Annotated in this window: 26 protein-coding genes and 2 pseudogenes; 19 read left to right on the top strand and 9 right to left on the bottom strand. The window is 68.5% G+C overall.

Annotated features, from left to right (window positions below; translation table 11 throughout):
- Positions 1–177: 177 nt before the first annotated feature.
- Entirely contained in the window at positions 178–1,710 is a 1,533-nt protein-coding gene (locus OG985_RS05290) for a hypothetical protein (protein WP_371667039.1), read from the bottom strand.
- A 128-nt stretch (positions 1,711–1,838) separates the two neighbouring features.
- Here OG985_RS05290 and OG985_RS05285 point away from each other — a divergent pair, with 128 nt between their 5' ends.
- The gene (locus OG985_RS05285; protein WP_327187359.1) at positions 1,839–2,519 is read left to right on the top strand and encodes a response regulator transcription factor; all 681 of its coding nucleotides are present in this window, start codon (positions 1,839–1,841) and stop codon (positions 2,517–2,519) included.
- The gene (locus OG985_RS05280) at positions 2,506–3,981 is read left to right on the top strand and encodes a sensor histidine kinase (RefSeq protein ID WP_371667038.1); all 1,476 of its coding nucleotides are present in this window, start codon (positions 2,506–2,508) and stop codon (positions 3,979–3,981) included. Before OG985_RS05285 ends, OG985_RS05280 begins: the two co-directional genes overlap by 14 nt.
- Before the next feature lie 366 nt (positions 3,982–4,347).
- Here OG985_RS05280 and OG985_RS05275 read toward each other — a convergent pair whose 3' ends face one another.
- Positions 4,348–4,779: a hypothetical protein gene (locus OG985_RS05275; RefSeq protein WP_371667037.1), complete on the bottom strand. Its 432-nt coding sequence runs from the start codon at positions 4,777–4,779 to the stop codon at positions 4,348–4,350.
- Positions 4,780–4,854: 75 nt separating this feature from the next.
- Here OG985_RS05275 and OG985_RS05270 point away from each other — a divergent pair, with 75 nt between their 5' ends.
- The 3 genes from OG985_RS05270 to OG985_RS05260 all read left to right on the top strand — a co-directional run bounded on the left by OG985_RS05270 (position 4,855) and on the right by OG985_RS05260 (position 7,221).
- Positions 4,855–5,877: a hypothetical protein gene (locus tag OG985_RS05270; RefSeq protein ID WP_371667036.1), complete on the top strand. Its 1,023-nt coding sequence runs from the start codon at positions 4,855–4,857 to the stop codon at positions 5,875–5,877.
- A gap of 68 nt (positions 5,878–5,945) precedes the next feature.
- A complete protein-coding gene (locus tag OG985_RS05265) occupies positions 5,946–6,164 on the top strand; it encodes a hypothetical protein (RefSeq protein WP_371667035.1) in 219 nt (72 codons plus the stop codon).
- A gap of 388 nt (positions 6,165–6,552) precedes the next feature.
- Positions 6,553–7,221 carry a hypothetical protein gene (locus OG985_RS05260; RefSeq protein WP_371667034.1) on the top strand — a complete coding sequence of 223 codons (669 nt, stop codon included), beginning with the start codon at positions 6,553–6,555 and terminating at the stop codon, positions 7,219–7,221.
- Positions 7,222–7,228: 7 nt separating this feature from the next.
- Here OG985_RS05260 and OG985_RS05255 read toward each other — a convergent pair whose 3' ends face one another.
- From OG985_RS05255 to OG985_RS05245, 3 genes and pseudogenes are all read right to left on the bottom strand, one after another.
- Positions 7,229–7,420 (bottom strand): hypothetical protein, encoded by a 192-nt coding sequence (locus OG985_RS05255; protein WP_371674720.1) that lies wholly within the window; start codon positions 7,418–7,420, stop codon positions 7,229–7,231.
- Between the two features lie 14 nt (positions 7,421–7,434).
- Positions 7,435–8,118, bottom strand: a complete 684-nt coding sequence (locus tag OG985_RS05250) for a chloride channel protein (RefSeq protein ID WP_371667032.1) — start codon at positions 8,116–8,118, stop codon at positions 7,435–7,437.
- Between the two features lie 70 nt (positions 8,119–8,188).
- Positions 8,189–8,731 (bottom strand): annotated as a pseudogene (locus OG985_RS05245) (chloride channel protein); the annotation flags it as partial.
- Between the two features lie 198 nt (positions 8,732–8,929).
- Here OG985_RS05245 and OG985_RS05240 point away from each other — a divergent pair.
- The 4 genes from OG985_RS05240 (at position 8,930) to OG985_RS05225 (ending at position 11,893) form a co-directional block, all read left to right on the top strand.
- Positions 8,930–9,118: a hypothetical protein gene (locus OG985_RS05240; protein ID WP_371667031.1), complete on the top strand. Its 189-nt coding sequence runs from the start codon at positions 8,930–8,932 to the stop codon at positions 9,116–9,118.
- 243 nt (positions 9,119–9,361) lie between these two features.
- Positions 9,362–9,790 (top strand): hypothetical protein, encoded by a 429-nt coding sequence (locus OG985_RS05235; protein WP_371667030.1) that lies wholly within the window; start codon positions 9,362–9,364, stop codon positions 9,788–9,790.
- A 728-nt stretch (positions 9,791–10,518) separates the two neighbouring features.
- Positions 10,519–11,112 (top strand): TetR/AcrR family transcriptional regulator, encoded by a 594-nt coding sequence (locus OG985_RS05230; RefSeq protein ID WP_371667029.1) that lies wholly within the window; start codon positions 10,519–10,521, stop codon positions 11,110–11,112.
- Positions 11,113–11,203: 91 nt separating this feature from the next.
- On the top strand, positions 11,204–11,893 hold the full coding sequence (locus OG985_RS05225) for a type 1 glutamine amidotransferase domain-containing protein (RefSeq protein ID WP_371667028.1): 690 nt from the start codon (positions 11,204–11,206) through the stop codon (positions 11,891–11,893).
- Positions 11,894–12,128: 235 nt separating this feature from the next.
- Here the strand turns inward: OG985_RS05225 and OG985_RS05220 are convergent, their stop codons facing one another.
- Positions 12,129–12,284 (bottom strand): hypothetical protein, encoded by a 156-nt coding sequence (locus OG985_RS05220; protein ID WP_371674719.1) that lies wholly within the window; start codon positions 12,282–12,284, stop codon positions 12,129–12,131.
- Between OG985_RS05220 and OG985_RS05215 the strand changes: the two genes are divergently transcribed.
- Both OG985_RS05215 and OG985_RS05210 read left to right on the top strand, forming a co-directional pair.
- Positions 12,210–12,389: a hypothetical protein gene (locus OG985_RS05215; RefSeq protein WP_371667027.1), complete on the top strand. Its 180-nt coding sequence runs from the start codon at positions 12,210–12,212 to the stop codon at positions 12,387–12,389. The genes OG985_RS05220 and OG985_RS05215 overlap by 75 nt on opposite strands.
- 243 nt (positions 12,390–12,632) lie before the next feature.
- Positions 12,633–13,154 (top strand): annotated as a pseudogene (locus tag OG985_RS05210) (HAD family hydrolase); the annotation flags it as partial.
- Between the two features lie 271 nt (positions 13,155–13,425).
- On the opposite strand, the gene OG985_RS05205 reads toward OG985_RS05210, so the two are convergent.
- Positions 13,426–13,824, bottom strand: a complete 399-nt coding sequence (locus tag OG985_RS05205) for a DUF4440 domain-containing protein (protein ID WP_371667026.1) — start codon at positions 13,822–13,824, stop codon at positions 13,426–13,428.
- Between the two features lie 127 nt (positions 13,825–13,951).
- On the opposite strand from OG985_RS05205, the gene OG985_RS05200 reads away from it, so the two are divergent.
- From OG985_RS05200 to OG985_RS05190, 3 genes are all read left to right on the top strand, one after another.
- The gene (locus OG985_RS05200) at positions 13,952–14,485 is read left to right on the top strand and encodes a 2'-5' RNA ligase family protein (RefSeq protein ID WP_371667024.1); all 534 of its coding nucleotides are present in this window, start codon (positions 13,952–13,954) and stop codon (positions 14,483–14,485) included.
- Between the two features lie 38 nt (positions 14,486–14,523).
- Positions 14,524–14,949 (top strand): zinc ribbon domain-containing protein, encoded by a 426-nt coding sequence (locus tag OG985_RS05195; RefSeq protein ID WP_371667023.1) that lies wholly within the window; start codon positions 14,524–14,526, stop codon positions 14,947–14,949.
- Positions 14,950–15,218: 269 nt separating this feature from the next.
- A complete protein-coding gene (locus OG985_RS05190) occupies positions 15,219–15,578 on the top strand; it encodes a VOC family protein (protein WP_371667022.1) in 360 nt (119 codons plus the stop codon).
- 13 nt (positions 15,579–15,591) lie between these two features.
- On the opposite strand, the gene OG985_RS05185 is transcribed toward OG985_RS05190, so the two are convergent.
- Positions 15,592–16,104, bottom strand: a complete 513-nt coding sequence (locus tag OG985_RS05185) for a levansucrase (RefSeq protein WP_371667021.1) — start codon at positions 16,102–16,104, stop codon at positions 15,592–15,594.
- 110 nt (positions 16,105–16,214) lie between these two features.
- Complete coding sequence (locus OG985_RS05180; protein ID WP_371667020.1) at positions 16,215–17,126, bottom strand: LysR family transcriptional regulator; 912 nt, start codon at positions 17,124–17,126, stop codon at positions 16,215–16,217.
- Between the two features lie 155 nt (positions 17,127–17,281).
- Here OG985_RS05180 and OG985_RS05175 point away from each other — a divergent pair, with 155 nt between their 5' ends.
- The 5 genes from OG985_RS05175 to OG985_RS05155 all read left to right on the top strand — a co-directional run bounded on the left by OG985_RS05175 (position 17,282) and on the right by OG985_RS05155 (position 22,397).
- The gene (locus OG985_RS05175) at positions 17,282–18,031 is read left to right on the top strand and encodes a transposase family protein (RefSeq protein WP_331718606.1); all 750 of its coding nucleotides are present in this window, start codon (positions 17,282–17,284) and stop codon (positions 18,029–18,031) included.
- A 268-nt stretch (positions 18,032–18,299) separates the two neighbouring features.
- Entirely contained in the window at positions 18,300–18,932 is a 633-nt protein-coding gene (locus OG985_RS05170) for an NADPH-dependent F420 reductase (RefSeq protein WP_371667019.1), read from the top strand.
- Between the two features lie 96 nt (positions 18,933–19,028).
- Entirely contained in the window at positions 19,029–19,964 is a 936-nt protein-coding gene (locus tag OG985_RS05165) for an SDR family oxidoreductase (protein ID WP_371667018.1), read from the top strand.
- A gap of 81 nt (positions 19,965–20,045) precedes the next feature.
- Complete coding sequence (locus OG985_RS05160; protein ID WP_371674263.1) at positions 20,046–20,705, top strand: NADPH-dependent F420 reductase; 660 nt, start codon at positions 20,046–20,048, stop codon at positions 20,703–20,705.
- 567 nt (positions 20,706–21,272) lie between these two features.
- A complete protein-coding gene (locus OG985_RS05155; RefSeq protein WP_371667017.1) occupies positions 21,273–22,397 on the top strand; it encodes an SMI1/KNR4 family protein in 1,125 nt (374 codons plus the stop codon).
- Positions 22,398–22,641 lie beyond the last annotated feature (244 nt).

The raw sequence follows: 22,641 nt of genomic DNA, 5'->3' as shown, positions 1-22,641 counted from the left end.
GGTGGTGGCGGGCGCCGGCTTCCCCCGGGCCCGCTTCCGGACCCCGCGTCGCGCAGCATGTCGGCAACCCTCGACGCGGCCTCCCACGGCAGCAGCGGCCGGCAAGTCAAGGTCCGTATTTTCCGGAGCGAGACAGCGTGACGGCGGTGGTGCCGGCCGGGCCGCCTCCAGTCGCGGTCACCTCATCACCCCACCGCTCGCTCCCGGGCTGTTGGATGCGGGACCGGCCTTCGGAGACGGGTCGTGGTCTCGGACATAGACGGTGACTCGCGCCCCGTTGACGTGGGTTGTTCCGTACTCGCGGAAGTGGCGCCGCAGGGTGCTTGTTTTCGCTTCCTCCTGCGGGTTGGTCGGCGAGTGCGCATCCGCCGGGGCGCGGACCGTGACGATCCGGTCGAATTCCAGCATGCGTGCCGCTATTTCCTGGGCGGGAAGCTCGACACCTGCAAGTGTGTTCGACGAGACGGGGTCCTGGGCCAGGGCGAGATCTGTCAGGAAACGGGTGTCCTCGGGGTTGGCCGCAGTCAAGATCCGGTGCCGGCCGGAGAGATAGAGCAGCCCGTCGCCGGGACGGCCTTCCCTGCGTACGGTGGCGCCGATGGCGGTGGCGTCATTGCTCCGGCTCTGGGGCGTCCTCAGCGAAAGGCTCGGCGGGACGAGCGCGGCCAGTACGGCAACCGCCGCGATCCACGCCTTGCGGGAAGACTGCTGCCGCCGCTGGAAGTGATCCATCCAGGCGCCCAGCAGCAAGGCGATCCCGATATTGCTGTAGAGCACATACCGGTCGACGAAAAGGGGTTTGACCAGTGAGGCGATCAGCAGCAGAAGGCCCGGAAGCACAAGAATCGGCACAGCCAGCACGGAAAGCCGCACGGGCCCCTTCACCCCCAGGGGCGCTCGGGCACACGCCACGCCCACGACCGCCACAACCAGGAGATAACGAAGCCGCACCGGTCCGCCGATCCAGGACACCTGTCCCGACTGCCCCGCACTGCGGATCGCCAGCGGCAACAGCCCGGCCACCACGCACGCGGCAGCCGCACTCCACGCCCTCAGCACCGGTCGTGGAGCACGGGAGACGACCAGTGTGACGCCGTGTGCAACCAGGGCGAGGACCGCGAACTCATGCAGCAGACAGGCCAGCAGCATGGTGGAGCCGTAGACCGCCCACCGCCACCGGGCGCGATGCGGGACGCTGACCACGAGCGCATAGGTGGCCCAGGTGACCAGGGCACAGACCATGGCATACGAGCGGCCTTCCTGCGCGTACTTCTGTACCTGGGGAAGGAGCGGAAACACCAGCCCGGCCAGCAGCCCGGCACGGGGTCCCGCCAGGCGTAGCGCCAGAAGCCCGACTCCGCTCGCCGCCACGGACATGGCCAGCACAGACGGCAGCCGCAACGTCAGCAGCCCTTCACCGAAAAGACCGAAGATCTCATGCATCACGGCGTAGTAGAGGGCATGGACCAGATCAACATGCTGGGCGGTGAGCCATATCTGCGAAAGATCGCGGTGCGCGAGCTCATAGGTGACGGACTCGTCCCCCCACATGGTGTTCTTCCTGCGGATACCCCAGAGCCCCAGAGCGATGGTCAGTGACAAGGGCGCGATGACGACAACGGCTTTGGCCGGGCTCGGTGATTGTCGACGGGCGGGTACGGGAGGGGAAACCGTCGTGGCCACGGCGGGAGCACGTTCATCAACGGACATCGGTAGCAGGGCCTTTCAGCAGTGGCGAAGACACTGCGCCAGCGTGCCCGGACCTCGTTGACCGGATGCTGACCCAACCTGACCGGCCGATCAGGAAGGGGGGCCAACGCTGTGCGAGGCTGCACCACATGCGCATTCTGGTGGTCGAAGACGAGGTGGACCTTGCCCACACCCTGCACACCGGTCTGACCGCCGAGGGCTACAGCGTCGACCTCGCCCATGACGGCCGGCAGGGACTGTGGATGGCCCGGACCGGCGAATACGCCCTTGTCGTACTGGACTTGATGCTGCCCGGACTCAACGGCTACAAGGTCTGCGCCCAGTTGCGCCGGGAGGGCAACGCGACCCCCATCCTGGTACTCACCGCCAAGGACGGGGAGTGGGATCAGGCAGAGGCCCTGGACACGGGGGCCGACGACTACCTGGCCAAACCCTTCTCCTACGTGGTGCTCGTCGCACGGCTGCGAGCGCTGGTCAGACGGGCCGCCACGGTCGCCCCGCCCGTCCTTGCTGTGGGCGACCTCTCGTTGGATGTCGCCGGCCGGGTCTGCCGCCGGGCCGGGGCCCGGGTGGAACTCACGCCCAGGGAGTTCGCCGTGCTGGAGCTGCTGGCCCGCCGGGCGGGTCAGGCGGTCTCCAAATCGGATCTGCTCTATCACGCGTGGCCCGAGGAAGCCCTGGATCCCAACCTGGTGGAGGCACGCGTCAGCGCACTGCGCAAGAAGGTGGACTCCGCGTTCGGCCGACGGTCCCTGCAGACCGTACGGGGTACCGGTTACCGGCTGGTGGACGACCGTGAACGCGACTGAGCCGCGGCGCCGTTGGTGGCCGCGTTCGGTACGGGCCCGCGCGGCCCTGGCCGCTGCCTCGGCCGCCGCCGTCATCCTGGTCGGCATCGGCTGGTGGCTGCACCACGACGTCTACCGCCAGAGCACGCAGATCGCCGAAGACCAAGCCAAGGAACAACTCTGGTCTCTCTGCGACAAGTTGCAACAGGGTGTCATTCCTGACTCCATAAGCACTGTGCCGTACGAGGTCGTCGCGACCGGTCGGCGCACCGCTGTCGCCTACGGCGGAGGCATGGACGACTTCGCTCCCGGCACCCACCACGTGATGCCCGCCCCGCCGAAAGCCTTGAGGGCCGAGCTCATTACTACCGTTCGCCTGCCTGCGAACCCCGACTACGACCCCCATGACAAATCCTCTGTGGCCGGCGGGACCAATCAGGTCATCACGGCCAATATCCCGGCCGATGTTCTGGGCGATGACAAAGCCGCTGCTCTGGGCGTCACCGCCGACGCCAACCTGCGGGTATATGTGGTGGTGCTCCCGCACACAGCCGAGGCAATCACCGAGACCACCGACCTCCTGCTGCTGCGGGCCGGGCTCGTGAGCCTCGTACTGATCGCCGCCGCCGCCTACTTCGCCGTCCGAATCGCGCTGCGGCCGGTCGAAGCCATCCGCGTCCTCACCGCCTCGGTCACCGCGAGCGACCCCCGCGAACGCGTCACCGTCCCCGCCACGGGACACGAGATCACCGCCCTGGCCACCACCATCAACAGCACCCTGCAACGCCTGGACGACGCCGCCGCCCAGCAACGCCGCTTCGTCGCGGACGCCGCCCACGAACTACGCAGCCCCCTCACCACACTGCTGGCCAGCCTGGAAGTCGCGCTCGCCTACCCGGAACGCACCGACTGGCCCGCCGCGGCCACCACCGCCGCCCGACAGACCCGCCGCCTCCACGCCCTCGCCGAAGACCTGCTGCTCCTCGCCCGCCTCGACACCCGCACCCCCGTAGCCGGCCCCGACACCGTCGATCTGACAGCCCTCGCCTCCCGGCTGACCGAGCAATACCCCCTGCTCGAACGGCCGTTGACCCTCACCTGCGACAGCACCGCCCCCGCACACGCACACGGCAACCCAGACGAATACGAACGGCTGCTGCGCAACCTCATCGACAACGCCGCCCGCCACGCCGCACACCGCATCCAGATCACCATCCGAAACCAGGACGCCTGGGTCGTCCTCACGGTGCACGACGACGGACCGGGCGTGCCCACCGAGGACGCCGAGCGCATCTTCGAACGCTTCGTCCGGCTCGACGACGCCCGCTCCCGCGACCACGGCGGCACCGGCCTGGGCCTCGCCATCGCCCGCGACCTGGCCCACCGTCACCGAGGCACCCTCACCCTCACCCTCACCCCCCGGCCCCTCGGAGCATGCTTCCAGCTACGCCTTCCCCGAGCCCCCACTCCGGTCGAGGAATGACGCGCTTCACCGCGGCAGCCCTTCGGAACCGGAGGACCACCAGATGACCACGCCCACCGCCACTGCCGCAGAAACGATCATTCACTTCACCCGCCACCTGGCGAGGCCGGCTGCCGCGGACCTCCACCGCCCGACCCGCGCGCGGCTCGGAGCTCACCACCTGCCGCCACGACGACCTGGTCGGCCGACTCCGCGCGGCCGGCCTCGCCGCGATCGCCGGCCCCGGCTTCGTCGGCCTCGACGATGGTGGCGACGACACTCGATCCGTCCGGCCAGCGGTTTGCGCTGGTCGAGGACGGCGGTCAGCGAGGCGGCGAGGCTCGCGACGATCAGCGCGGCTGCTTCGGTCCCCGGAACGGTGACGGTCTACTCGTCCAAGCCATCGACGATGTCCTCGGCCAGTCGCTCGGTCATGCTCGGCGCCTTCGGCCGCAGCCGGGTGACCACCCGGCGCCTGCCTGCTGTGCGGGATCTCCAGGGCCTTGTCCGGCTGGTGGCGGCCGCAGGCGCGTGCGCCCGAGGTGAGAAGCCGGCGTGCTTCCTCGCGCGGGACGGGGCGTCGTCCCTGCCCGCCGCGTAGCAGCCGCGGACGTGGACTTCGACGGGCGGGCGTCCGGCGCCGATGCCGAGTTCCACGATCCAGTCCGGCTCCGCGGGCCGGTTGGTGCGACCGTGTTCCTGTTCGGCTTCCCGCTGCTGGATGGCGGCGATCTCGGTGTCGATGCGCTGCAGCCACAGGGTGTGCCACACCCGGAGGGTGAGCAGTCGCGCCATGCCAGGCGGCAGGTCGTCGAACACTTCCGATTCTGGATTCACGGCGGCTCTGCGCTCACGAACTCGCGTGTTCGAATATATGTTCGATAGCGTGGGGTGATGGAGGTGGGCGCAGTGAATACAGGAACTGAAGCACGGCAGGTGGCGAGCGTGATGCATGTGCGCTGCCCGGACCGCCTGCCGGAGGACGCCTACCGGCAGGTTCTGGAGCAGATGGCGGAGCTGGCAGCGGTCGTCCAGGCGCTGCCGCCGACAGCGGCCCTGGCGGAGCTCAAGGGTGCGCTGCGCTATCACGGCGTGGACGCGAGTCGGCTGGGGGAGGTGCTGCGGGTGCGAACGATCTCGAGGCTGGGCGTCGACGTGCGGGTCGGGGTCGGCCCGTCCATCACCGTCGCGGCCACCGCCTCCGCCCAGATCACCGGACCGGGCGGCGTCCTCGCGATCGCACCCGGGCAGGTCGCGGACTTCCTCGGGCCGCTTCCGGTGGAGGCCATGCACGGCATCGGGCCACGGCAGGCCCGCGCGCTGCACGACTACGGCGTGCACTGCATCGGCGTGCTCGCCTCAATCCCGGCCGTCACCGTCCAGCGCCTGCTGGGGGGCCGGGCCGGGCGGCGGGCAGCCGACCGGGCCCGCGGTATCGACCCGCGCCCCGTCGTCCCGTGCACCCTGCCCGCCACCGCGAGCGTCCACCGGAGTTTTTCCCGGCACACCCTGGACGGCGCCGCAGTGCGCGCGGCCCTCCTCGATGTGGTCGTCACCCTCGCTCTTCGGCTGCGCCGCCGGGATCAGGTGGCCCGCGGTCTGACCCTGACGCTGCGCTTCGCCGGCGGCACCACATGGGAGAAGACCCGGCGCCTTGCGGAAGCCTCCGCGCACGACGACGATCTACGGGCGATGGCGTACCGGCTGATCGACGCGGCGGGACTGCAGCGCGGCCGGATCACCCAGATCACCCTGAAAGGCGAAGACCTCGTGCCGGCCGGCCAGATCGCCGAACAGGTCAGCCTCGACCAGGCCCGCGAAACCCGCCTGGTCGCCGAAGAGGTCAGCGACCGCATCCGCGCCAAGTTCGGACCGGACGCGATCCGCCCCGCCACTACACTCCTGCGCGTCTCCTGATGGCACCCTCCGGCAGCGCGGCCCCTTACGGCCCGGATGATCCCGAGGGCTTGTCCGGAGCGATACGCGTGGTCGTGCATGCGCCGACACAGACGGGTGGCCGACGGGTGCGTGTGAACGGCGAGAGCCTCGGTCTGGCGTGCGGACTGCGCGATGTCGCGGAGTTCCTCCGCCGGGCCGGGCTGGAGATCGACCTGGCGGAGGTGGTGCAGGTGCCGTGGATCGACTGGCGCGGGGGAGGACCGGAGCACTGGGGGCCGCCGGGCGGACCGCCCACCCACGGCTAGGCAGCGACCGGCGGATCCTGTTCGCGGATCACCTTGATCGCCGGTCGCGGTCGCCTGCGCCAGCTCCCCGTCGGAGCAGGAAGGACGCGAGGCCGGGCACCAGGGAAGTCGTCCTGGAGCGGAGCGCGTTTCAGTCGTCGCCGGGAGCCGGCGTGTCCGCGCGCGTCACCCGCATGGACAGCCCGAGTGGCACATCGACGTGTACCGGCGCTTGCTGGTTTCAGCCGCCCGCCGGGCGTCCGCGCGAGGCTGCGGCGCCCCGTCCGACCCATGACGCAGCGGGCGGAACCCGCGCCCTCGGAGCTCGGCCACGCCACCGCCTCCGGACGGGGGAGAGAGTGTCACCTGACGGGGACACATCGGCTGGGAGAGGAAGCGAAAGCCGCCCATGGAAAGGAAGCTTCAGGCACTGCGCACTCCACGAGCCGCAGGACTGGTGGGGATCGTCTTCGCCCTCCTGCTCGCGGCGACCATCGTTCTGATCCGAGTGGCCGTACCGGACGAGCCCGGCAACGCGGGCAACAGCTGGGTCACCGATCCCTCGCGTCGGCGCACCGTGCAGACGGCGCTCAACCTCGTTCCCTTCGCGGGCATCTTCTTCCTGTGGTTCATGGGCGCAGTGCGCGCACGCATCGGAGAGGCCGAGGACCAGTTCTTCGCCATGGTCTTCCTGGGCAGCGGTCTGCTGTTCGTGGCGACTCTTTTCGGCGCCGCGGCTGCGGCCGGTGGCCTGCTTGTCACGGCCGAGGTGCCCGGGGCCGGCTCCAACCCGCAAGGGTTGTCGTTCGGCCGTCACGTCACCTACAGCCTCCTGACGACCTACGCGATGCGCATGGCCGCGGTGTTCGCCTTCTCGACCTCCACCATCGGGCATCGGCTCGGAGTCCTTCCGCGCTGGCTTGCCCTTCTCGGCTGTCTCGTCGCTCTGACGCTGCTTCTCCTGTCGGGCAGCGTCGACTGGTCCGAGTTGGTCTTCCCGCTGTGGGCTCTTGTCGTCAGCTTGCACATTCTCGTGGCCAGTTTTCGCGCAAGGCCGGGATCTGCCGACGCGTCCTGACCGGTGCTCAGAAGTCGAGGATCCTGCCCTTCCGGTCCTCGAAGTCGGTTTTGGTGCGGATCGCTTGGGCCTCGAGTTCCTGCTCGACCACGAAGGCGGCGACCTTTCCCTCCTCGCGATCGAGCTCCCGAGGGGACCTGGGAGGCGCTCCACCAGGTCGGCTTCCAGCGGCCGGCAACCGGGGGCTCACGGCATTCACCCATCGCTCCCTCATCATGGGCGCGACGACGCTGGACGACGCGCTCGACCGGCCCTCGGACTGAACGCGGGAATCCCCGGCCCCTGTGGCAACAACTCGGTGGTCACGAACGACACCACGACAGCCAGCACGATCACGGGCACCGTTTCCCCGTTGCCCACCATGAGGACGACCAGCACCACTGTACTGACGGGCAGCCGCAGCGCGGCGGCGCACGCGGCCGCCATACCCGCCGCCATGCCCGCTACGACGCCGAGTCCCGGCAGGGGTGACAGCAGGACCCCCACCGCCCCGCCCAGGAACAGAGAGGGAAAGGTCGGACCGCCGCGAAGGCTTCCCAGGCAGAGCGAGTACGCGACGCCCTTGAACGCGAGGACAGCCACCAGAGCGCCGACCGACCAGGCGTGGGGGTTTTCGGCGAGTTGCGTCAGGGCGGCCTGGCCGGACAGGGAGACCTCGGACGGCGAACGGCCGGTGATGACCGCGTAGAGAGCCGCGCAGCCCGCGGCGGCGAGTGCGCAGAGCACCGTGTTGCGAAACGGATGTGCGGACACGAACCGCGCCGCGATCCGTCCGCCCACCATGACCCAGTGGACTGCCGCCCCGATGGCGAGCGCCATCCGCGCCGACCACAGCACGTCCCCGACGTCGAGGGGCGGAGGCGTGGGCAGGCCGATGTTGAGGCTCCCGGTCTTCAACCCGGTCGAAGCCCGTGAACACGATGGCGCCGATTCCGCTGGACAGCAGGGCAGGCAGCATCACCGCGAACAGCTGCGGTCCGCCCACCCCGGCCACCTCCATGAGCAGCACGGCCGCCACCAATGGATTGCCGAAGATCGCGGAGATGGCCGCGGCGGCGCCGGCGGCACCGAGCAGCGCCGTGCTCGCCTCGGTCGCGGGAGCGCGTACGAGATCTCGAAACACCAGGGCCAGGCCACCGCCGAGGGCGATCAGCGGAGCCTCGGGTCCGAGCACGGCTCCCAGCGGCAGGCTGGCCACAGCGGCGAGGACCACACCGGGAACCGCTGCTTTCGACGCCCCTCCGGAGTGCAGACCCGCTGCCGGAATGTGTCCTCCCCGGCCGGGAAACCGCAGGACGACCAGGGCGACGACGACACCCGACACCAAAGCCAGGGGAAAGGGCCACCACCACGGCGGATCCGTCCACCCGAGATCGTGGGGCCAGTCCACCCAGATCAGGTTCTCCAGCGCCTGGAGCAGGACGAGAAACCAGAATGCGACCAACGACACCGGGATCCCGATCAGGCCGCAGAACACCAACGCCCGCCGGTACTCGGGCCGACGCAGCATGTTCCTCAACTGGTCGGCCTCTTGGGGCTGGTCTCCCGGAGTGGTCCCAGCCTTTCCGGGCTTCTGCTCGGCGATGGCTCTTCTCCTGATGGTGTTGAGTCTGCTGCGAGGCGACGCGGCAAGTGGCAGCGCGACATTACTCACCAGGTCAGGCGATATCGCCCCGAGCCCCGCTGCAACGTCCCAAAACCCCTCCGGATGGCCGCCCACCCAGGCACGCCGGTCGCCGGTGGCGCCTGGGGCGGCCGGGTGGCAGGCGAGGAGGTCGACTTCGCCGTCCAGGACGTAGAACACCTCCTCGGCCCGGCAGTGCAGGTGCGCTCGGACATCGCGGCAGACGAAGTACACCCCCTCTGCCAGACGCTGCCTGAAGGAATGCAGGCGTAAGGAGGCACGACGGGCACGGGACATCAACGTGCGGTGCGCCAACATCGTCTGATCGCGGGCTCCACAGCGATCACTCCATCCGGCTTTCCATCACCACTACACCCCTGGTGGTAGGCCTGCAACTGCCCTGGTTGCAGGGGCAGTTCATCTCCTGGTTGGACGAGCGGGAGCAGCTCTTCCAGCTAGCTTTCCATCTGTCACAACGACTGGATGCAAGATCTTTTCGCCTCAAAGGGGTTCTTCATGAGCATGTCCGTCAAGCGTATGTTCGTCGGTGCTGCGTCTCTGGCAGCAACTGTCGTTCTTGGAGTCGCCAGCTCCGCGAGCGCGACCACCATGGGCTTCTCGGCGACTTCTACCAGCGGCAAGTCCAAGATCGGCGGCACCTACGAGTACCACTCGGTGGGCACCGCAGACGGACGTACCCTCTACGACGGATCGTTCCAGAACGCATCGGCCCAGGACCAGCAGGCTGGTGACGGTGTCGAGGCAGTCCTGGCACTGTCGTACGACGAGTGGACGAACGGCGCCTGGCATCACGTGACCAACAAGGTCGCGGTGGTCAACGGCACCGACAGCTGGAGCTTCCACGACAAGGCGAACGTCAAGGCCTGGGCCTGCGACCGCAAGGTCGGCACAACTGCCTTGCTCAACATCAAAGCCGCCTGGTAGTAGCCGGCGAGCTCACCGGGGGTCTTCGGGCGCCCGCCGTTCCATGCTCGTTCACGGCAAGGCGGTCCAAGGTTATGGGGTCTGGCTTCGGCCGGGGCCCGAGCCTTCGGTCTCGTAGACCGGGCAAAAAGGCCGCTCCCGCCTACGGCGAGCAGTACAAGGCCGGCGACCCGTCGCGGATAGCGGACTGTCGTAGGGGGCGGCCATCTCCGCGGCGTCCCATGGGACCTGATTCGGAACACGTTTCCCGTAGACGGGTCTGACTCGCGACCGTGGGTGTCCATGCGATGTTCGCATCGGGCAGGGGGAGTGGGAGTCCGCGATCAGCCATGTCCTGCGCCACTTCGCATACGGAGCACCCAAAGCTCAAGTAGATCACCTCTGCGATGTACCGAGCCCAGTCTGATCGCTCGCAGGAGCGGGCCGGTCGCCCCGAGAAGATCGCGCAGACGGCCGCATAGTCCTTCCTTCCGGTACGAAGGCCCTCACCCAGCACCGCCGGGGTGGGGGCTTTCATCGCTCCGGAGGTTACGCAAGCGTCGGCTTCCAAGCCGGCGTGGGCATCTTCGCGGCAGCGGACACACGCCCCCGCATGAGCCGACACCGCCGAGTCACCTCGATGTGCCGGCCGGGCGGGGCTGTCCTTCCGTGCGCCGCCTGCCGGTGGATAGGTCCGGAAGTGACTGATCGCTAGACGACCGGTCTAATCGTGCGCTACGGTTGGCGGTATGCCAGCCACCGCACGCACCGCCGATACTCGTGGGGACATCCTTGACGCCGCCCAGCGGATCATGGCTCACAAGGGCTACTCCGCGGTCGGCATCAATGAGGTGCTCGCGGAGGTCGGCGTCCCGAAGGGCTCCTTCTACCACTACTTCGTCTCGAAGGACGCCTTCGGAGAGGCACTGCTGCGGCGCTACTTCGACGAGTACGTCGCCGACATGGATCGCGTCTTCGCGCGGTCCGGCCAGTCGGCCGCCGAGCGGCTCACGGCCTACTGGGGGCAGTGGCGGGAGACACAGAGCCTCGACGACTGCCAGGGCAAGTGCCTCGCCGTCAAGCTCGGCGCCGAGGTCTCCGACCTTTCCGAGCCGATGCGTCTGGCTCTCAAGGCGGGGACGGATGCGATCGTCGAACGCCTTGAGCGGACGATCGCCGACGGCCTCATAGACGGGTCGATCGCCATTGACAGTGATCCGCGCAGCACCGCGCAGGCCCTCTACGGCATGTGGCTCGGCGCCAGCGTCATGGCGAAGATCCAGCGCAGTCCCGCGCCGCTCGACACCACCACGGCGATGACCCGTCAAATCCTGCACCTGTAGTCACTGACCCGCATTTCTCGGAAGACCAGAACGCTGGGCTTCGTTCGCCCACCTGTAGACGACCGGTCTACTCAACCAGAAGAAGGCACACATGAAGGTTCTTGTCGTTCTCACCTCGCACGACGAACTCGGCACCACCGGCCTCAAGACCGGCTTCTGGCTGGAGGAACTGGCCGCGCCCTACTACCGCTTCAAGGAGGCCGGCTGGGAGATCGTGCTCGCCTCCCCCAAGGGCGGCCGCCCGCCGCTGGACCCGAAGAGCAACGAGCCCGACTTCCAGACCGACCTGACCCGCCGGTTCGAGTCCGACGCGGAGGCCACGGCGGCCCTGGCGGACACCGTGCGCCTGGACTCGGTCTCGGCCGAGGACTTCGACACGGTCTTCTACCCCGGCGGCCACGGCCCGCTGTGGGACCTGGCCGAGGACGCGCAGTCCGCGCGGCTGATCGAGGCGACCCTGCGCGCGGGCAAGCCGCTCGCGGTGGTCTGCCACGCCCCTGGCGTCCTGCGCCACACGGTCAACGAGGACGGTACGCCGCTGGTGCAGGGCAAGAAGGTCACCGGCTTCGCCAACTCCGAGGAAGAGGGGGTCGCGCTCACCGAGATCGTCCCCTTCCTCGTCGAGGACGAGCTGAAGCGCCTGGGCGGCATCTACTCCAAGGGCGACGACTGGGCGCCCTACGTCGTCCAGGACGGCCTGCTGATCACCGGACAGAACCCGGCCTCCTCGGGCCCGGCGGCCGACGCGCTCGTTGAACTTCTCGCCAAGAGCGCCGCGTAACTGCCCACGTTGTGATGCCTGCCCGGCAGTGAGCGTCCCGGGCCCGGGCCGACCCTCCACGTCGGCCCGGGCCGAGCTCGCGGCTGGGCAGAGCAGGCAGAAGACCAGTCGTGAGCTGCAGCGGCTCCAGGACTGGGTGAACTCCACATCCCCTCGGCCGATGGGGGCACCGCAATCCCCCCAGACCCCGTCAAGCACCTGCACGCGTCGCGCTTCCGCCGCACGCTCGCATACTTCATCGTGCGCCGCCCCCATCGTCTCGTCGCGGCCGCCCGACGTACGGCGAGGAGAAGAACTGCTCGACGGCGTCGAACTGGTGAAGGGCGACCTCGAGGATCCCGCCTCCCTGCGGAGCGCGGTCCACGGAGCCGATGCCATCGTCCTCACGCACGGATCCGGCAGCGACTCCCCCCGGATGCCCGTGCGCACGTCGACCACGGCGGCGTGCGAAACATCCCGCAAGCCCGCGACGGCGTCCGGCCGCGCATGGCGCTGATGACCTCCATTTACGCGACGCGCAGCGACATCCCCTGGCGCCACTCAGTGGAAGCGGCGCTTCGAGCGTCTGCCCGAGCGCGACCATCGGGGAAGGGCTCGCGGTGCACGGCGAGGGAGTCCAGAAAGCCGATGCCGAAGTCGAGTCGTGGCTGCGGCGCATCGGTGTTCTCCGGGACTGACCCCGTTGCAAGCCGCGCCTGTTCCTCGCGGTCGCGGACACCGTGAGGCTAGGGTCCTGGTCATGGCCATCACCGCTGTCGTCTTCGACTTCTTCGGGACCCTCACCCCCAGTACACCGACGAACGTGTGGGACGACCATGCCGCCCGAAGCGCGGCTCCCCTCGGCATACCGGCCCGTACGTGGCGCGCGGTCCTGGACGTCTCGTTCCCCGAGCGGGCGACCGGCAGCCTGGGCGATCTGGCTGCGACATTTCGCATCCTCGCCCACCGCGCCGGCGCTGATCCGAGCGAGGAGGCCCTCGTCTCCGCCTGCACCGCACGGATGGCAGCACAACGAGAACTGTTCGGACTGCGGGCCGACGCCGTCTCGACCCTGACGGAGCTGCGCGCCCGGGGACTGCGGCTGGGAGTGCTCAGCGACTGCACGGCGGAACTGGCTGAGACCTGGTCGCAGCTGTCGTTGGCCACGCTGGTCGACGCACGCGTGCTCTCCTGCGAAGAGGGTCGGCGCAAGCCCGATCCGGAGCTTTTCCGCCTGATCGCACGCCGCCTCGACGCCGACCCGCAAAACTGCCTCTACATCGGCGACGGCGGCGGAGACGAACTCACCGGGGCATCCAACTGCGGCATGCAGGCGTTCATGCTTCAGGCCGCTGACTGGGCCGACAACGACGCCCACGCACGTGAGGACAACTGGCCGGATCGTCCATACCCTCACTGGCCGACGTACTGTCCCTGCTCGAACCCTCTCCAGCAGTCGTCGATTGACCTGACAGTCAATCAGAGACGAAACCTGGGTGCCGTTGCGGAGGTTCGTCTGTTGCCGTGGCCAACAAGCCGCAGCAGACCGGTCGTCAGGGCTGGTCGTACCAGGCGAACGCTGCGATCCGCCAGCCCTCAGAGGTGCGGACGAACTGAATGGTCTTTGTCCCGCCCCCCTCGAACGGCTCACCGTTCAAGATCCCGGACTTGCGGTATTCGCCGAACCGTGACGCGATATCGCCCGCGATCTCCGTCCGCTCGGCGGTCTCCCACTCGGAGAACTCGACCAGTCGTCCGTCGGACAGCAGTCGCTGGCGGGGCTCGATGAACTCGTCCACGGTGTAGATCGTGAACGCCGGGCCGGCCTTGACGATGACGCCACCCGGAAGAACGAGTCGGCGGATCCGGGCCACGTCGGCGACCTTGCCGCCCCGGTTGTCGAAGGCGTCGAAGAAGTCGGCCGTCACCACATCTATCTCGGTCTTGGACATGGCGTGACAGTAACAGCGAAGGCGTGCCCGACACCGTCGGCCCCAGCACTGACTACAGCGGCAGCCCGGCGTGGTCGGAGAGGGCGAACGGTGAGGGACCTCAGGTGATCGCCGGTAGGCTGCGACGGTGCGTACGGTCGAGCTTTTGCTGGATGAGGCGGCGGATGTGGCCGTCCGGGAGGCATGGCGGCGGCTGGCGGATGCGGGGCTGCCCAGTCAGGCGCGCCACCGTTCACCGACCAACAGCCCGCACCTCACGTTGGCCGCCTGCGGGGAGTTGACCGCCCCGATTCGCTGGGAGCTCGCCGAGGTGGCCGCCGCTCTCCCGCTGCCGGTGCGGTTCACCGGCGTGGTCCGCTTCGAACGGCCCACCTCGGTGCTGGCCTGGGCGTTGGACTGCGACTCCGCACTGGCGGGCCTGCACCGCCGGGTGTGGGAGGCGATTGCCTCGGACAGCCCGCCCGCCACCCTCAACCCCTTCCACGAACCCGGACGCTGGAGCCCGCACGTCACCCTCGGCCGGACCAGGCGGGCCGGTGCCTTCGCCGGCCGGCGGGTCGCCGAGCTGCTGCCGGCGCCGCCGCTGTCGGTCCGGCTCACGACCTTGCGCAGCTACGACACCGAAACCGGCGCCCTGGAAGTGCTTGAGCCCCATTCCTGAGACGAACCGTCGGCCCCGACCGGTCAGCGCACCGTGAAGTGGCACCCGCGTTGTCGCGGCGGTGGGCGGCTGCATCGCAGCTCCTGTCACAGTGCCCGCAGCTGGAAGCGTCCAGGGCTTGCGGGGCCCAGGCCCGTGCCTGGGACTCGCACAGGGTCTCTGCTGCTGCACCGGTGGCCGGTGACAGCGGCACGGTCTCCGTTCGGAGTGTGGGTGGCTGCTACGTCTACAAGGCCAAGCGAGCCGGTGTGCCGCTCATCTACGTCGATCCCGCCTACACGTCGCAGATGTGCTGCGAATGCCGGCACATCGACAAGCGCAACCGTGTCGGCCAGGGACTTTTCATCTGCCGGGGGTGCGGGGTCGTTGCCCACGCCGACCGGAATGCTTCCCACAACATCGCCACCCGTGGCGAGAGCGTGTGGAATGCGGGGCGTGAGTCACGCGTCCCTGCCACCCCATAACGGGGTGTCTGGACGGAGGAGTCCACCCCAGCAGCCATCTGGGTTCTACCTCCAAGCCCAGCCCTTCAGGGCCGGGTCAAGTTGACGACAGACTGAAGGGAGCCGGCCGATGTCGACGAGGCGTTCGTGCTCGCCCCCGTCCCTGGACGTGGCGAGCGCCGTACCGCGGTTCGCCACGAGCGCCGGTGCGCGGTTTGAGACGAACCGCGGTTTGTGTCGAACTCGGGCCCGCCGTCCCGCCACCCGTGAGCCACCAGGAGGCACCGCCCATGACCATCCGCAGGATCGTCCCCGACATCCAGGTCGGCTCCGAGCAGGACATGTCGTCCAACCGTGACTTCTACGGCCTGCTCGGCTTCGAGGAGGTCATGAACCTGGGCTGGGTCATGACCCTCGCCTCCCCGGCCAACCCCACCGCCCAGATCAGCTTCCTCACGGAGGAACGCACGGCGCCCGTCGTCCCCGACCTGAGCGTGGAGGTCGAGGACGTCGAAACCGTGTACGCGCAGGTGCTCGCATCGGGCGCGGAGGTCCTGCGGGACCTGCGGGACGAGGAGTGGGGCGTACGACGGTTCTTCGTCCGCGATCCGAACGGGCGGGTGGTGAATGTGCTGGGCCACCGGGCCTGACCGCGCCGACGACTCACTGACTGTAGAAGTACCGCGTCCCCTTCTCGATGAAGTACGAGGCGTAGACGCGGCCGAGGGCCGGCTTGCCGCGGTACATCCCCACGTACTGACGTGAACTGTCGACCACGACGGGCCGCGTCATGCAGGCGAACTTGACCCGCTGCTGCGCCTCCGCCCACTGCACGGCCGCCGGGTCGACCCGGTCGCTGACCAGCAGCGGGAAGGCGCCGACGCCGTTTTGCAGGCCGACGGGCAGTCCGCCCTTGGTGTCCTTGGCGTATTTCATGACCTGGTCGGTGAAGGCGGAGACGACGGGCACGGTTATCTCCGGCACCGCCGCGGCCACGGTGAACAGGTGCAGTTTCGTCGCCATCCAGCGCATCCGGAACTCGGCCCGCCGCCCGACGAGCACGGGAACTCCGGCCCAGTCCTCCCACCGCGTGGCGCATCCGTCCTCGGCCAACCGGCCCTCCACGAAGGCCAGATAAGCGCCGGGCGCCGACTGCTGTTGCTGCTGTGCGTTCATGCGCGGATCTTAAGCACCCGGGCGGCGTACTGAGCCGTGGGGGTGAGGAGAGTCAGGCCTCCTCGAGCTCGCGTGTGCCCTGTTGGCGGTGTTGTTGTCTGTCGGACTGCTCAACCGTGCTGTGAATCGGCATCGCTTATGAGGTGCCACATTTCATAGTTCCCGCATTCTGCCGTGATCTCGGCCGTCGCCTGAGCCGCGGTGAAGAAGTCATCGACCACTGGCGAGGTGCGCGATGCCGCCACTGCGAGGCACACCTGGTCGGGCGCCAGGTCCGGGATGGGCACATAGACGACGTCTGGATGTGAGTAGAACACGGACGCCGAACGGGCCAGGAACGAGATGCCCCGGCCGGCCGCGACATGCTCGAGCGTCTCGTCCACCCCGCGCACCACATACCCGGCGTTGGGGTGCGGGCGCCTGGTGGGCTGCGTGCTCGGGTCGGCATGCCAGACCAGTGGTTCGCCGGCCAGGTCGGCCTCGGTGACCTCCTCCTTGCCGGCCAACCGGTGTCCGGCGGGCAGCACCGCCACCCGCGGCTCGGTGTACAGCGGGGTGACGCGCAGGCCGGCCTCGTCGATGGGCAGCCGCACATAGCCGACGTCGATGCGGCCGTCGAGCAGCATCGGGGCCTGGTCGTCCCCTTCGATCCGCTGCACGTCCACGACCACGTCCGGGTGTCGGGCCTCGAACGCCTGCGCCGCCGGGGTGACCGGGATGCCGGCCCGGAATCCGACCACCAGCCGCCGGCTGCCGTGGGCGGCCGCGGACACCCGGCGGCGGACCGCGTGCGCGGAGGCGAGCAGCGGACCGGCGTCGGCCATCAGTTGTCGGCCCGCGTCGGTCAGCGCCACGCCGTGGCGATCCCTGGTGAACAGCGGGGCGCCGAGATCCTGCTCGAGCGCGCGGATCTGCCGGCTGAGCACCGGCTGCGCGATATGCAGTTCATCGGCGGCGCGTCCGAAGTGCAACTGGTCGGCCACGGCGGCGAAGTAGCGGAGTTTGCGCAGGTCCATATCCATGGCGCTCCCCAGTCCTGTGATGCCTTCAGGGAGCCTTTTTCACTTGTACGGCCTGCGGGTGAGCGTCGGTGAAGTGTTGACGGTGGCGTGCCGAACGGGGCATCCCGTTGGTTTGGAGAGTCGCCAGGCATAACCTTCACCTGCGGAGATGCCCCGTGTTCTCCTATCCTGCCGGATGCGATGTCGATCCGGAGCTCCTGGAGCTGGTCACGATGGTGATCGCGTCCTGTGAAGCCGGCCGGCGCTGCAGACTGCGTCCGTACGACCGGGCCCGGTGCACCCTGGTCTACCTGCGCAAGCACGACACCCTCGAACAGATCGCCGCAGGCTTCGGCATCAGCACGGCCACCGCCTGGCGCTACGTGAACCACACGATCGGGCAACTTGCGGAGCACGCGCCGTCGTTGACCGAGGCGCTCACCAGTCATCACACGGACGGCTACGTGCTGCTGGATGGCACCGTCGCGGAGACCGACCGGGTCCAGGCGCCGGGGCACTTCTCCGGCAAGGTCCGCCGCGAGGGCGTGAATCTGCAGGTCATTGCGGCAGAAGAGGGCAAACTGCTGTGGATGTCACCCGCCCTTCCGGGCGGCACCCACGATGTGACGGCCGCCCGCGAGCACGCCATCGTCGACACCTGCGCGCGACTGGACCTCGAGATCCTCGCGGACAAAGGGTACGTCGGGGCCGGCGGCACTGTGATCACCCCGATCAAACGACGGCCCGGAACTGAACTGCCCGACAAGCACAAGACGTCGAACAAGGTCCACGCCGCACTGCGTGCTCCCGTCGAGCGAACCATCTCCCGGATCAAGCAGTGGCGGATCTTCCGGCATGCCCGCGTCAGTCCGAACAGACTCACGTCAGTAGCTGCCGCGATCCTCACCCTCATGATCTACACGTGAAAAAGGCTCAGGGTATCACCACGACTAAAAGAGGTCTTGGACACCCGCTCAGGCCAATGGCAACCTGAATAGGTAACTGATGGGGCACCGAAGCGAATTCGGGCCATGAATTCGACATCGGAGCTTGATATCAGGGGCCAGGCCCAGAATGAGCCCATCAGGAATTGAGCACCACCCATCGCGTCATTCGACGGCGTCGACGACACAACCGCTGACAACGACGGGGTGGTCATGGCGTCCTGTCCAGCTCCAGAAAGCAGGAACACCAATGAGCAGCATCAGCATTATCGGCCTGGGAAACATGGCCGGCGCCCTGGCCCAACGGGCGCTCGCCGGCGGCAACACCGTCGAGATCATCGGCCGTAACCCGGCCAAGGCCAAGGAACTGGCCGCCGCGCTCGGCGGCGCCACTGTCGGGACGGCCGGCGCCGCCCCGGCCGGGGACATCGTTGTCCTCGCCATGCCGTACGCCGGTGCGGCGGCGGTGGTGAGCGAGTACGGGGACGCACTACAGGGCAAGGTCATCATCGACGTCACCAACCCCGTCGCCCCCGATCTCCAGGGCTTTGTCACCCCCGACGGCAGTTCCGGCGCACAGGAGATCGCCAAGGCCGCCCCCGCCGGCGCGCATGTCGTCAAGGCGTTCAACACCGTGTTCTCCCATGTTCTGGCGGCCGGCCCAGCCGAGGGTCGCCCGTTGGACGTGTTCATCGCCGGCGACGACGCGCAGGCGAAGGCGCGCGTGTCGGCGTTCATCGAGAGCCTGGGGCTGCGCCCGATGGACACCGGGGATCTCCCGATGGCGCGGGCACTGGAGAACGTCGGCCTGCTCGAGCTGGGCCTCATGACCCATTCCGTCAAGCACGCCAACTTCTCCCTCGGCATCACCGTTCTCGGCTGAGCGCACCCGCCACCACCACTTCTCGCGCCACATCACGCCAGTCGATCCACGGCACGAGAAGAACAGCCCCTCCACCTACCTCACAAGGACAGTGAAATGCGCGTTTTCGTCGCTGGCGGGACCGGCCATTCCGGTTCGTACATCATCCCCGAGCTCATCGCCGCCGGGCACGAAGTCACCGGCCTGGCCCGGTCGGACACAGCCGCGGCGGCGGTGTCGGCGCTCGGCGCGAAGGCGCGTCGCGGCGACCTTCAGGATCTCGACGGGCTCAAGGAGGCGGCCGCGGACTCCGACGGCGTCATCCACCTTGCCCACAGGCAAGACCTGCTTCCCTCCGGCGGGCTCGACGCCGTGGCCGCCGCAGAGCTCCCGATCGTGCTCGCGTACGGCGAGGCACTCGCGGGAACTGGAAAGCCACTGGTCGCGGCGGGGAGCATAGGCTCGCCCGGGAACCTGGGCCGGCCGGCCACCGAGGAGGACCCGGCCCTTCCCGGCGGCGATGAGTACAAGGGCACCCTGCGGGTTCGCAACGTCGTGGAAACCGCCGTAATCGGCCTCGCCGAGCGGGGAGTGCGGTCTTCGGTCGTGCGATTTGCCAACATCGCGCACAGCACGACCGATCGTGCCGGCTTCCTCCCCACGCTGATCGCGCTCTCGCAGGAGAAGGGCTTCGTCGGCTATCCCGGCGACGGCGCGAACCTGTGGAACGCCGTGCACGTCCGCGATGTCGCCTCCTTGTTCCGCTTGGCGCTGGAGAAGGGGCCGGCCGGCAAGTACTGGCACGCGGTCGGGGACGGGGGCATCCCGTTTCGCGAGATCGCCGAGGCCATTGCCAGCCGTCTGGGCCTGCCCGCCGTGAGCATTCCCGCGGACGTACTGATGGTGCCGGGATACTTCGGTTTCCTCGCGAACATCGTCACGCAGAGCTACCCGGCATCCAACCTCATCACCCGCCGGACCCTTGGCTGGGAACCCGCTCAGCCCGGCCTGCTCGCCGATTTGGACAACGGCCGTTACTTCCCCGCCAGTTGACGGCAGGGACCCGAATCGCAACGAGTCCGGCACATGGCAAGGGTTCGGCTCTTCCGGAGGGACGCTGAGAATATGACGACTGTGGGATTCATCGGAAGCGGATACATCGGCAGTACCATCGCGCGGCTCGCCATCGGGGCTGGGCACCAGGTCGTGCTCAGCAACTCGCGCGGTCCCGAAACGCTCGCGGACACGGCCGCGGAACTGGGGCCGCGGGCGTCCGCGGCGACGAGCGGGGAGGCCGCGGCGGCCGGTGACATCGTCGTGGTCACGGTGCCGGTCAAGGCCTTCCCCCACTTGCCCGCCGCGCCACTGGCCGGGAAGACGGTCATCGACACATGCAACTACGGCCCCGAGCGAGACGGGCACATCCCCGAGTTCGACAGCAGGTCGCTCACCTCGAGCGAACTGCTGCTGCGGTACATCCCGGACGCCATGCTCGTGAAAGCGTTCAACAACATCTTCTTCAAGCACCTGTTGTCACTCGCCCGCCCAACGGGGGCGGCCGACCGCTCCTACCTGCCGATCGCCGGGGACTCCGCGCCGGCGAAGGCGGCGGTGACCGAATTCATCGAATCCATCGGGTACGGCGTGGTGGACGCGGGACCGCTGGCCGACAGCTGGCGGCAGGCGACGGACACGCCGGTGTGGGGGACACCGTACGGGCCGTACTCGAACGAGAAGGGCCGGCCGGTCGACGAGGACGCCATCCGCGCGGCACTGGCCGCCGCAACGCGGTAACGGCAAGTCGGCGCGGGCAGCGGTATAGACCGGCCGTGCTATGGCCCCGTCCGGTAGGCCTTGCGTTCTAGTGGTCGTCGCAACACCCCAGCTCAGGGGGCGCGATGGCCTTCAAGATGCGGGAGGACCGCGGGCAGGCGCCAGGCCGTGGAGCCCTGGTCCGTGAGCGGGAGGAATACTTCCGGCTCATGCACCAGGGCTTCAGCAGCATGGAGGCTTGCCGGATGGTCACGGGGGCCCGGCCGGCCCCGGCGCGCGGATCACGAGCGCCTTCGTCGACGCGGTCCGCATCGCGTTCGGTCAGGGTGGGCGCGAGGCCGGCCAGGAGTTCGACAGCCTCGGTGACATAAGCGCAGGGCAGAACTGGACACGTCGACACCCGGCGGGTAGACAAGCATGCGAAGCCACTGGTGGAGACGGTTCTCTTGGTCGAAAACCCATCTACCAGGGGCTTTACCGCATTTGTCAGCCCAACAACACTGTCCTTGAGGGAGGTTGGAGGGTGCTCACTGCTTCCCCGCCCTCTCGGTCAACATCCGTTCGCTCCCGGTAAAGGTCTACAGACCCGTGAATGCTTCAGACCCGCACGTCAACGCCTTCGCCGCGATCTTCGGCGATCCGCCGGCCGACTTCGCCGTACCTGTCGACTGGGCGGCAGTCGAGTCCTGGTTGGGGACGAGCCTTCCCGCCGACTACAAGGCCATCGCTGCCGCGTACGGCCCACTCGACATCGGCGCCCGGCTCTGGCTTCACGTCCCCTGCGTCAACCGTGGTTGGTTCGACTACGGAGCCTGGGTCCAGCAGACTCGGCGTAACGCCCCCGGCGTCCTTCCCTTCGGCGCCACTCGTACCGCCGACACCCTCTACTGGGACACCACGGCATCCGACGACCCCGACCAGTGGCCGGTCGTCATGCACTGTCAGGACGACGAGAACGCGGGCCGCGACCCCTGGCGGCGCTTCGCGACCCCGCTCGTGCCGACGCTGGCCCAGCTCGTGGCCGACGGCATGCACCCGGTGGCGGCCCGAAGTGGTATGCAATCCGACTTGGAGAACACCTCATGGACACCGCCGCCCCGGCGGCCGGAACCAACCGCTCACCAGCGGGCGGCGCTCACCACAGGCAGCGGGCTGGAGACTTTGATCAGGCTCGTCCCGCCGCCGGAGATACCCATGCTCGGTAAGCACAACTGGGACTGGCTGTATGAACAGCTGGGCACTCGTCTGCCCGGCGAGTACGTACGACTGATGGAGCGTTACGGGGCCGGCTCCTGGTGCGGCTGGCTGCGCTTCAACACCCCCTTCGGTGAGGATCGGTACGCGCTCGCACCGTGGGCCGAGTGGTACGCGGAGACCTACCAGGGGCAGCGAGCCGAGTTCCCTGAGTATCATCCGCTGGCCGTGTATCCCGAGCCCGGGGGATTCCTGCCCTTCGCCGACTCCATCGACGGCGACCAACTGTGCTGGCTGACCGAAGGTGCCACGCCGGACGACTGGCCATTGATCGTTCTACCGCGCCATGCCGATCAAGGTCCACCGCTCCACACCGACCTCACCACAACCCTGCTGGAGTGGCTGCGCGGTCGGTTCGCGACCGAGGGCCTACCCCCGCTCGGACGCCGCGACGAGGACCCCCTCGACTACATCGAATTCGAGCCCTACGACCCAGAACCGGCCGCTGGTGACCAGTAGTTCGCCGCCTCATCGGTCCAGTTCGAGGTAGGTAGCCGACTTCATGGGCCGGGCTGGTCCGTCGCAACGCAACCCGACATGGCGAAAGACCCCGTTCCCAGGCGGGCGAGGAGTCACCGGCACAACCCACCCTGTGGCTGCCGCTCCACGGCGGGCTTCCGTGATGCCGGCCTGGCGGCGACAAGGGGCTACGCGCAGTTGGCCGTGGTGGCCCGCTGATTCAAGCGCGTGCGCCGTGGGTGCT

This window comes from Streptomyces sp. NBC_00289, from assembly GCF_041435115.1.
Taxonomy (GTDB): domain Bacteria; phylum Actinomycetota; class Actinomycetes; order Streptomycetales; family Streptomycetaceae; genus Streptomyces.
The sequence above is the reverse complement of the archived record's forward strand: the minus strand, read 5'-3'. Positions and strand labels throughout refer to the sequence as shown.

Excerpts from the sequence above, each read along its gene's own strand:
- OG985_RS05165 (WP_371667018.1), top strand. The coding sequence starts at position 19,029 with ATGCGCGTTTTCGTCGCTGGCGGGACCGGCCATTCCGGTTCGTACATC.
- OG985_RS05230 (WP_371667029.1), top strand. The coding sequence starts at position 10,519 with ATGCCAGCCACCGCACGCACCGCCGATACTCGTGGGGACATCCTTGAC.
- OG985_RS05285 (WP_327187359.1), top strand. The coding sequence starts at position 1,839 with ATGCGCATTCTGGTGGTCGAAGACGAGGTGGACCTTGCCCACACCCTG.
- OG985_RS05270 (WP_371667036.1), top strand. The coding sequence starts at position 4,855 with ATGGAGGTGGGCGCAGTGAATACAGGAACTGAAGCACGGCAGGTGGCG.
- OG985_RS05235 (WP_371667030.1), top strand. The coding sequence starts at position 9,362 with ATGAGCATGTCCGTCAAGCGTATGTTCGTCGGTGCTGCGTCTCTGGCA.
- OG985_RS05290 (WP_371667039.1), bottom strand. The coding sequence starts at position 1,710 with ATGTCCGTTGATGAACGTGCTCCCGCCGTGGCCACGACGGTTTCCCCT.
- OG985_RS05190 (WP_371667022.1), top strand. The coding sequence starts at position 15,219 with ATGACCATCCGCAGGATCGTCCCCGACATCCAGGTCGGCTCCGAGCAG.
- OG985_RS05185 (WP_371667021.1), bottom strand. The coding sequence starts at position 16,104 with ATGAACGCACAGCAGCAACAGCAGTCGGCGCCCGGCGCTTATCTGGCC.
- OG985_RS05180 (WP_371667020.1), bottom strand. The coding sequence starts at position 17,126 with ATGGATATGGACCTGCGCAAACTCCGCTACTTCGCCGCCGTGGCCGAC.
- OG985_RS05240 (WP_371667031.1), top strand. The coding sequence starts at position 8,930 with ATGGCCGCCCACCCAGGCACGCCGGTCGCCGGTGGCGCCTGGGGCGGC.
- OG985_RS05225 (WP_371667028.1), top strand. The coding sequence starts at position 11,204 with ATGAAGGTTCTTGTCGTTCTCACCTCGCACGACGAACTCGGCACCACC.
- OG985_RS05260 (WP_371667034.1), top strand. The coding sequence starts at position 6,553 with ATGGAAAGGAAGCTTCAGGCACTGCGCACTCCACGAGCCGCAGGACTG.
- OG985_RS05170 (WP_371667019.1), top strand. The coding sequence starts at position 18,300 with ATGAGCAGCATCAGCATTATCGGCCTGGGAAACATGGCCGGCGCCCTG.
- OG985_RS05205 (WP_371667026.1), bottom strand. The coding sequence starts at position 13,824 with ATGTCCAAGACCGAGATAGATGTGGTGACGGCCGACTTCTTCGACGCC.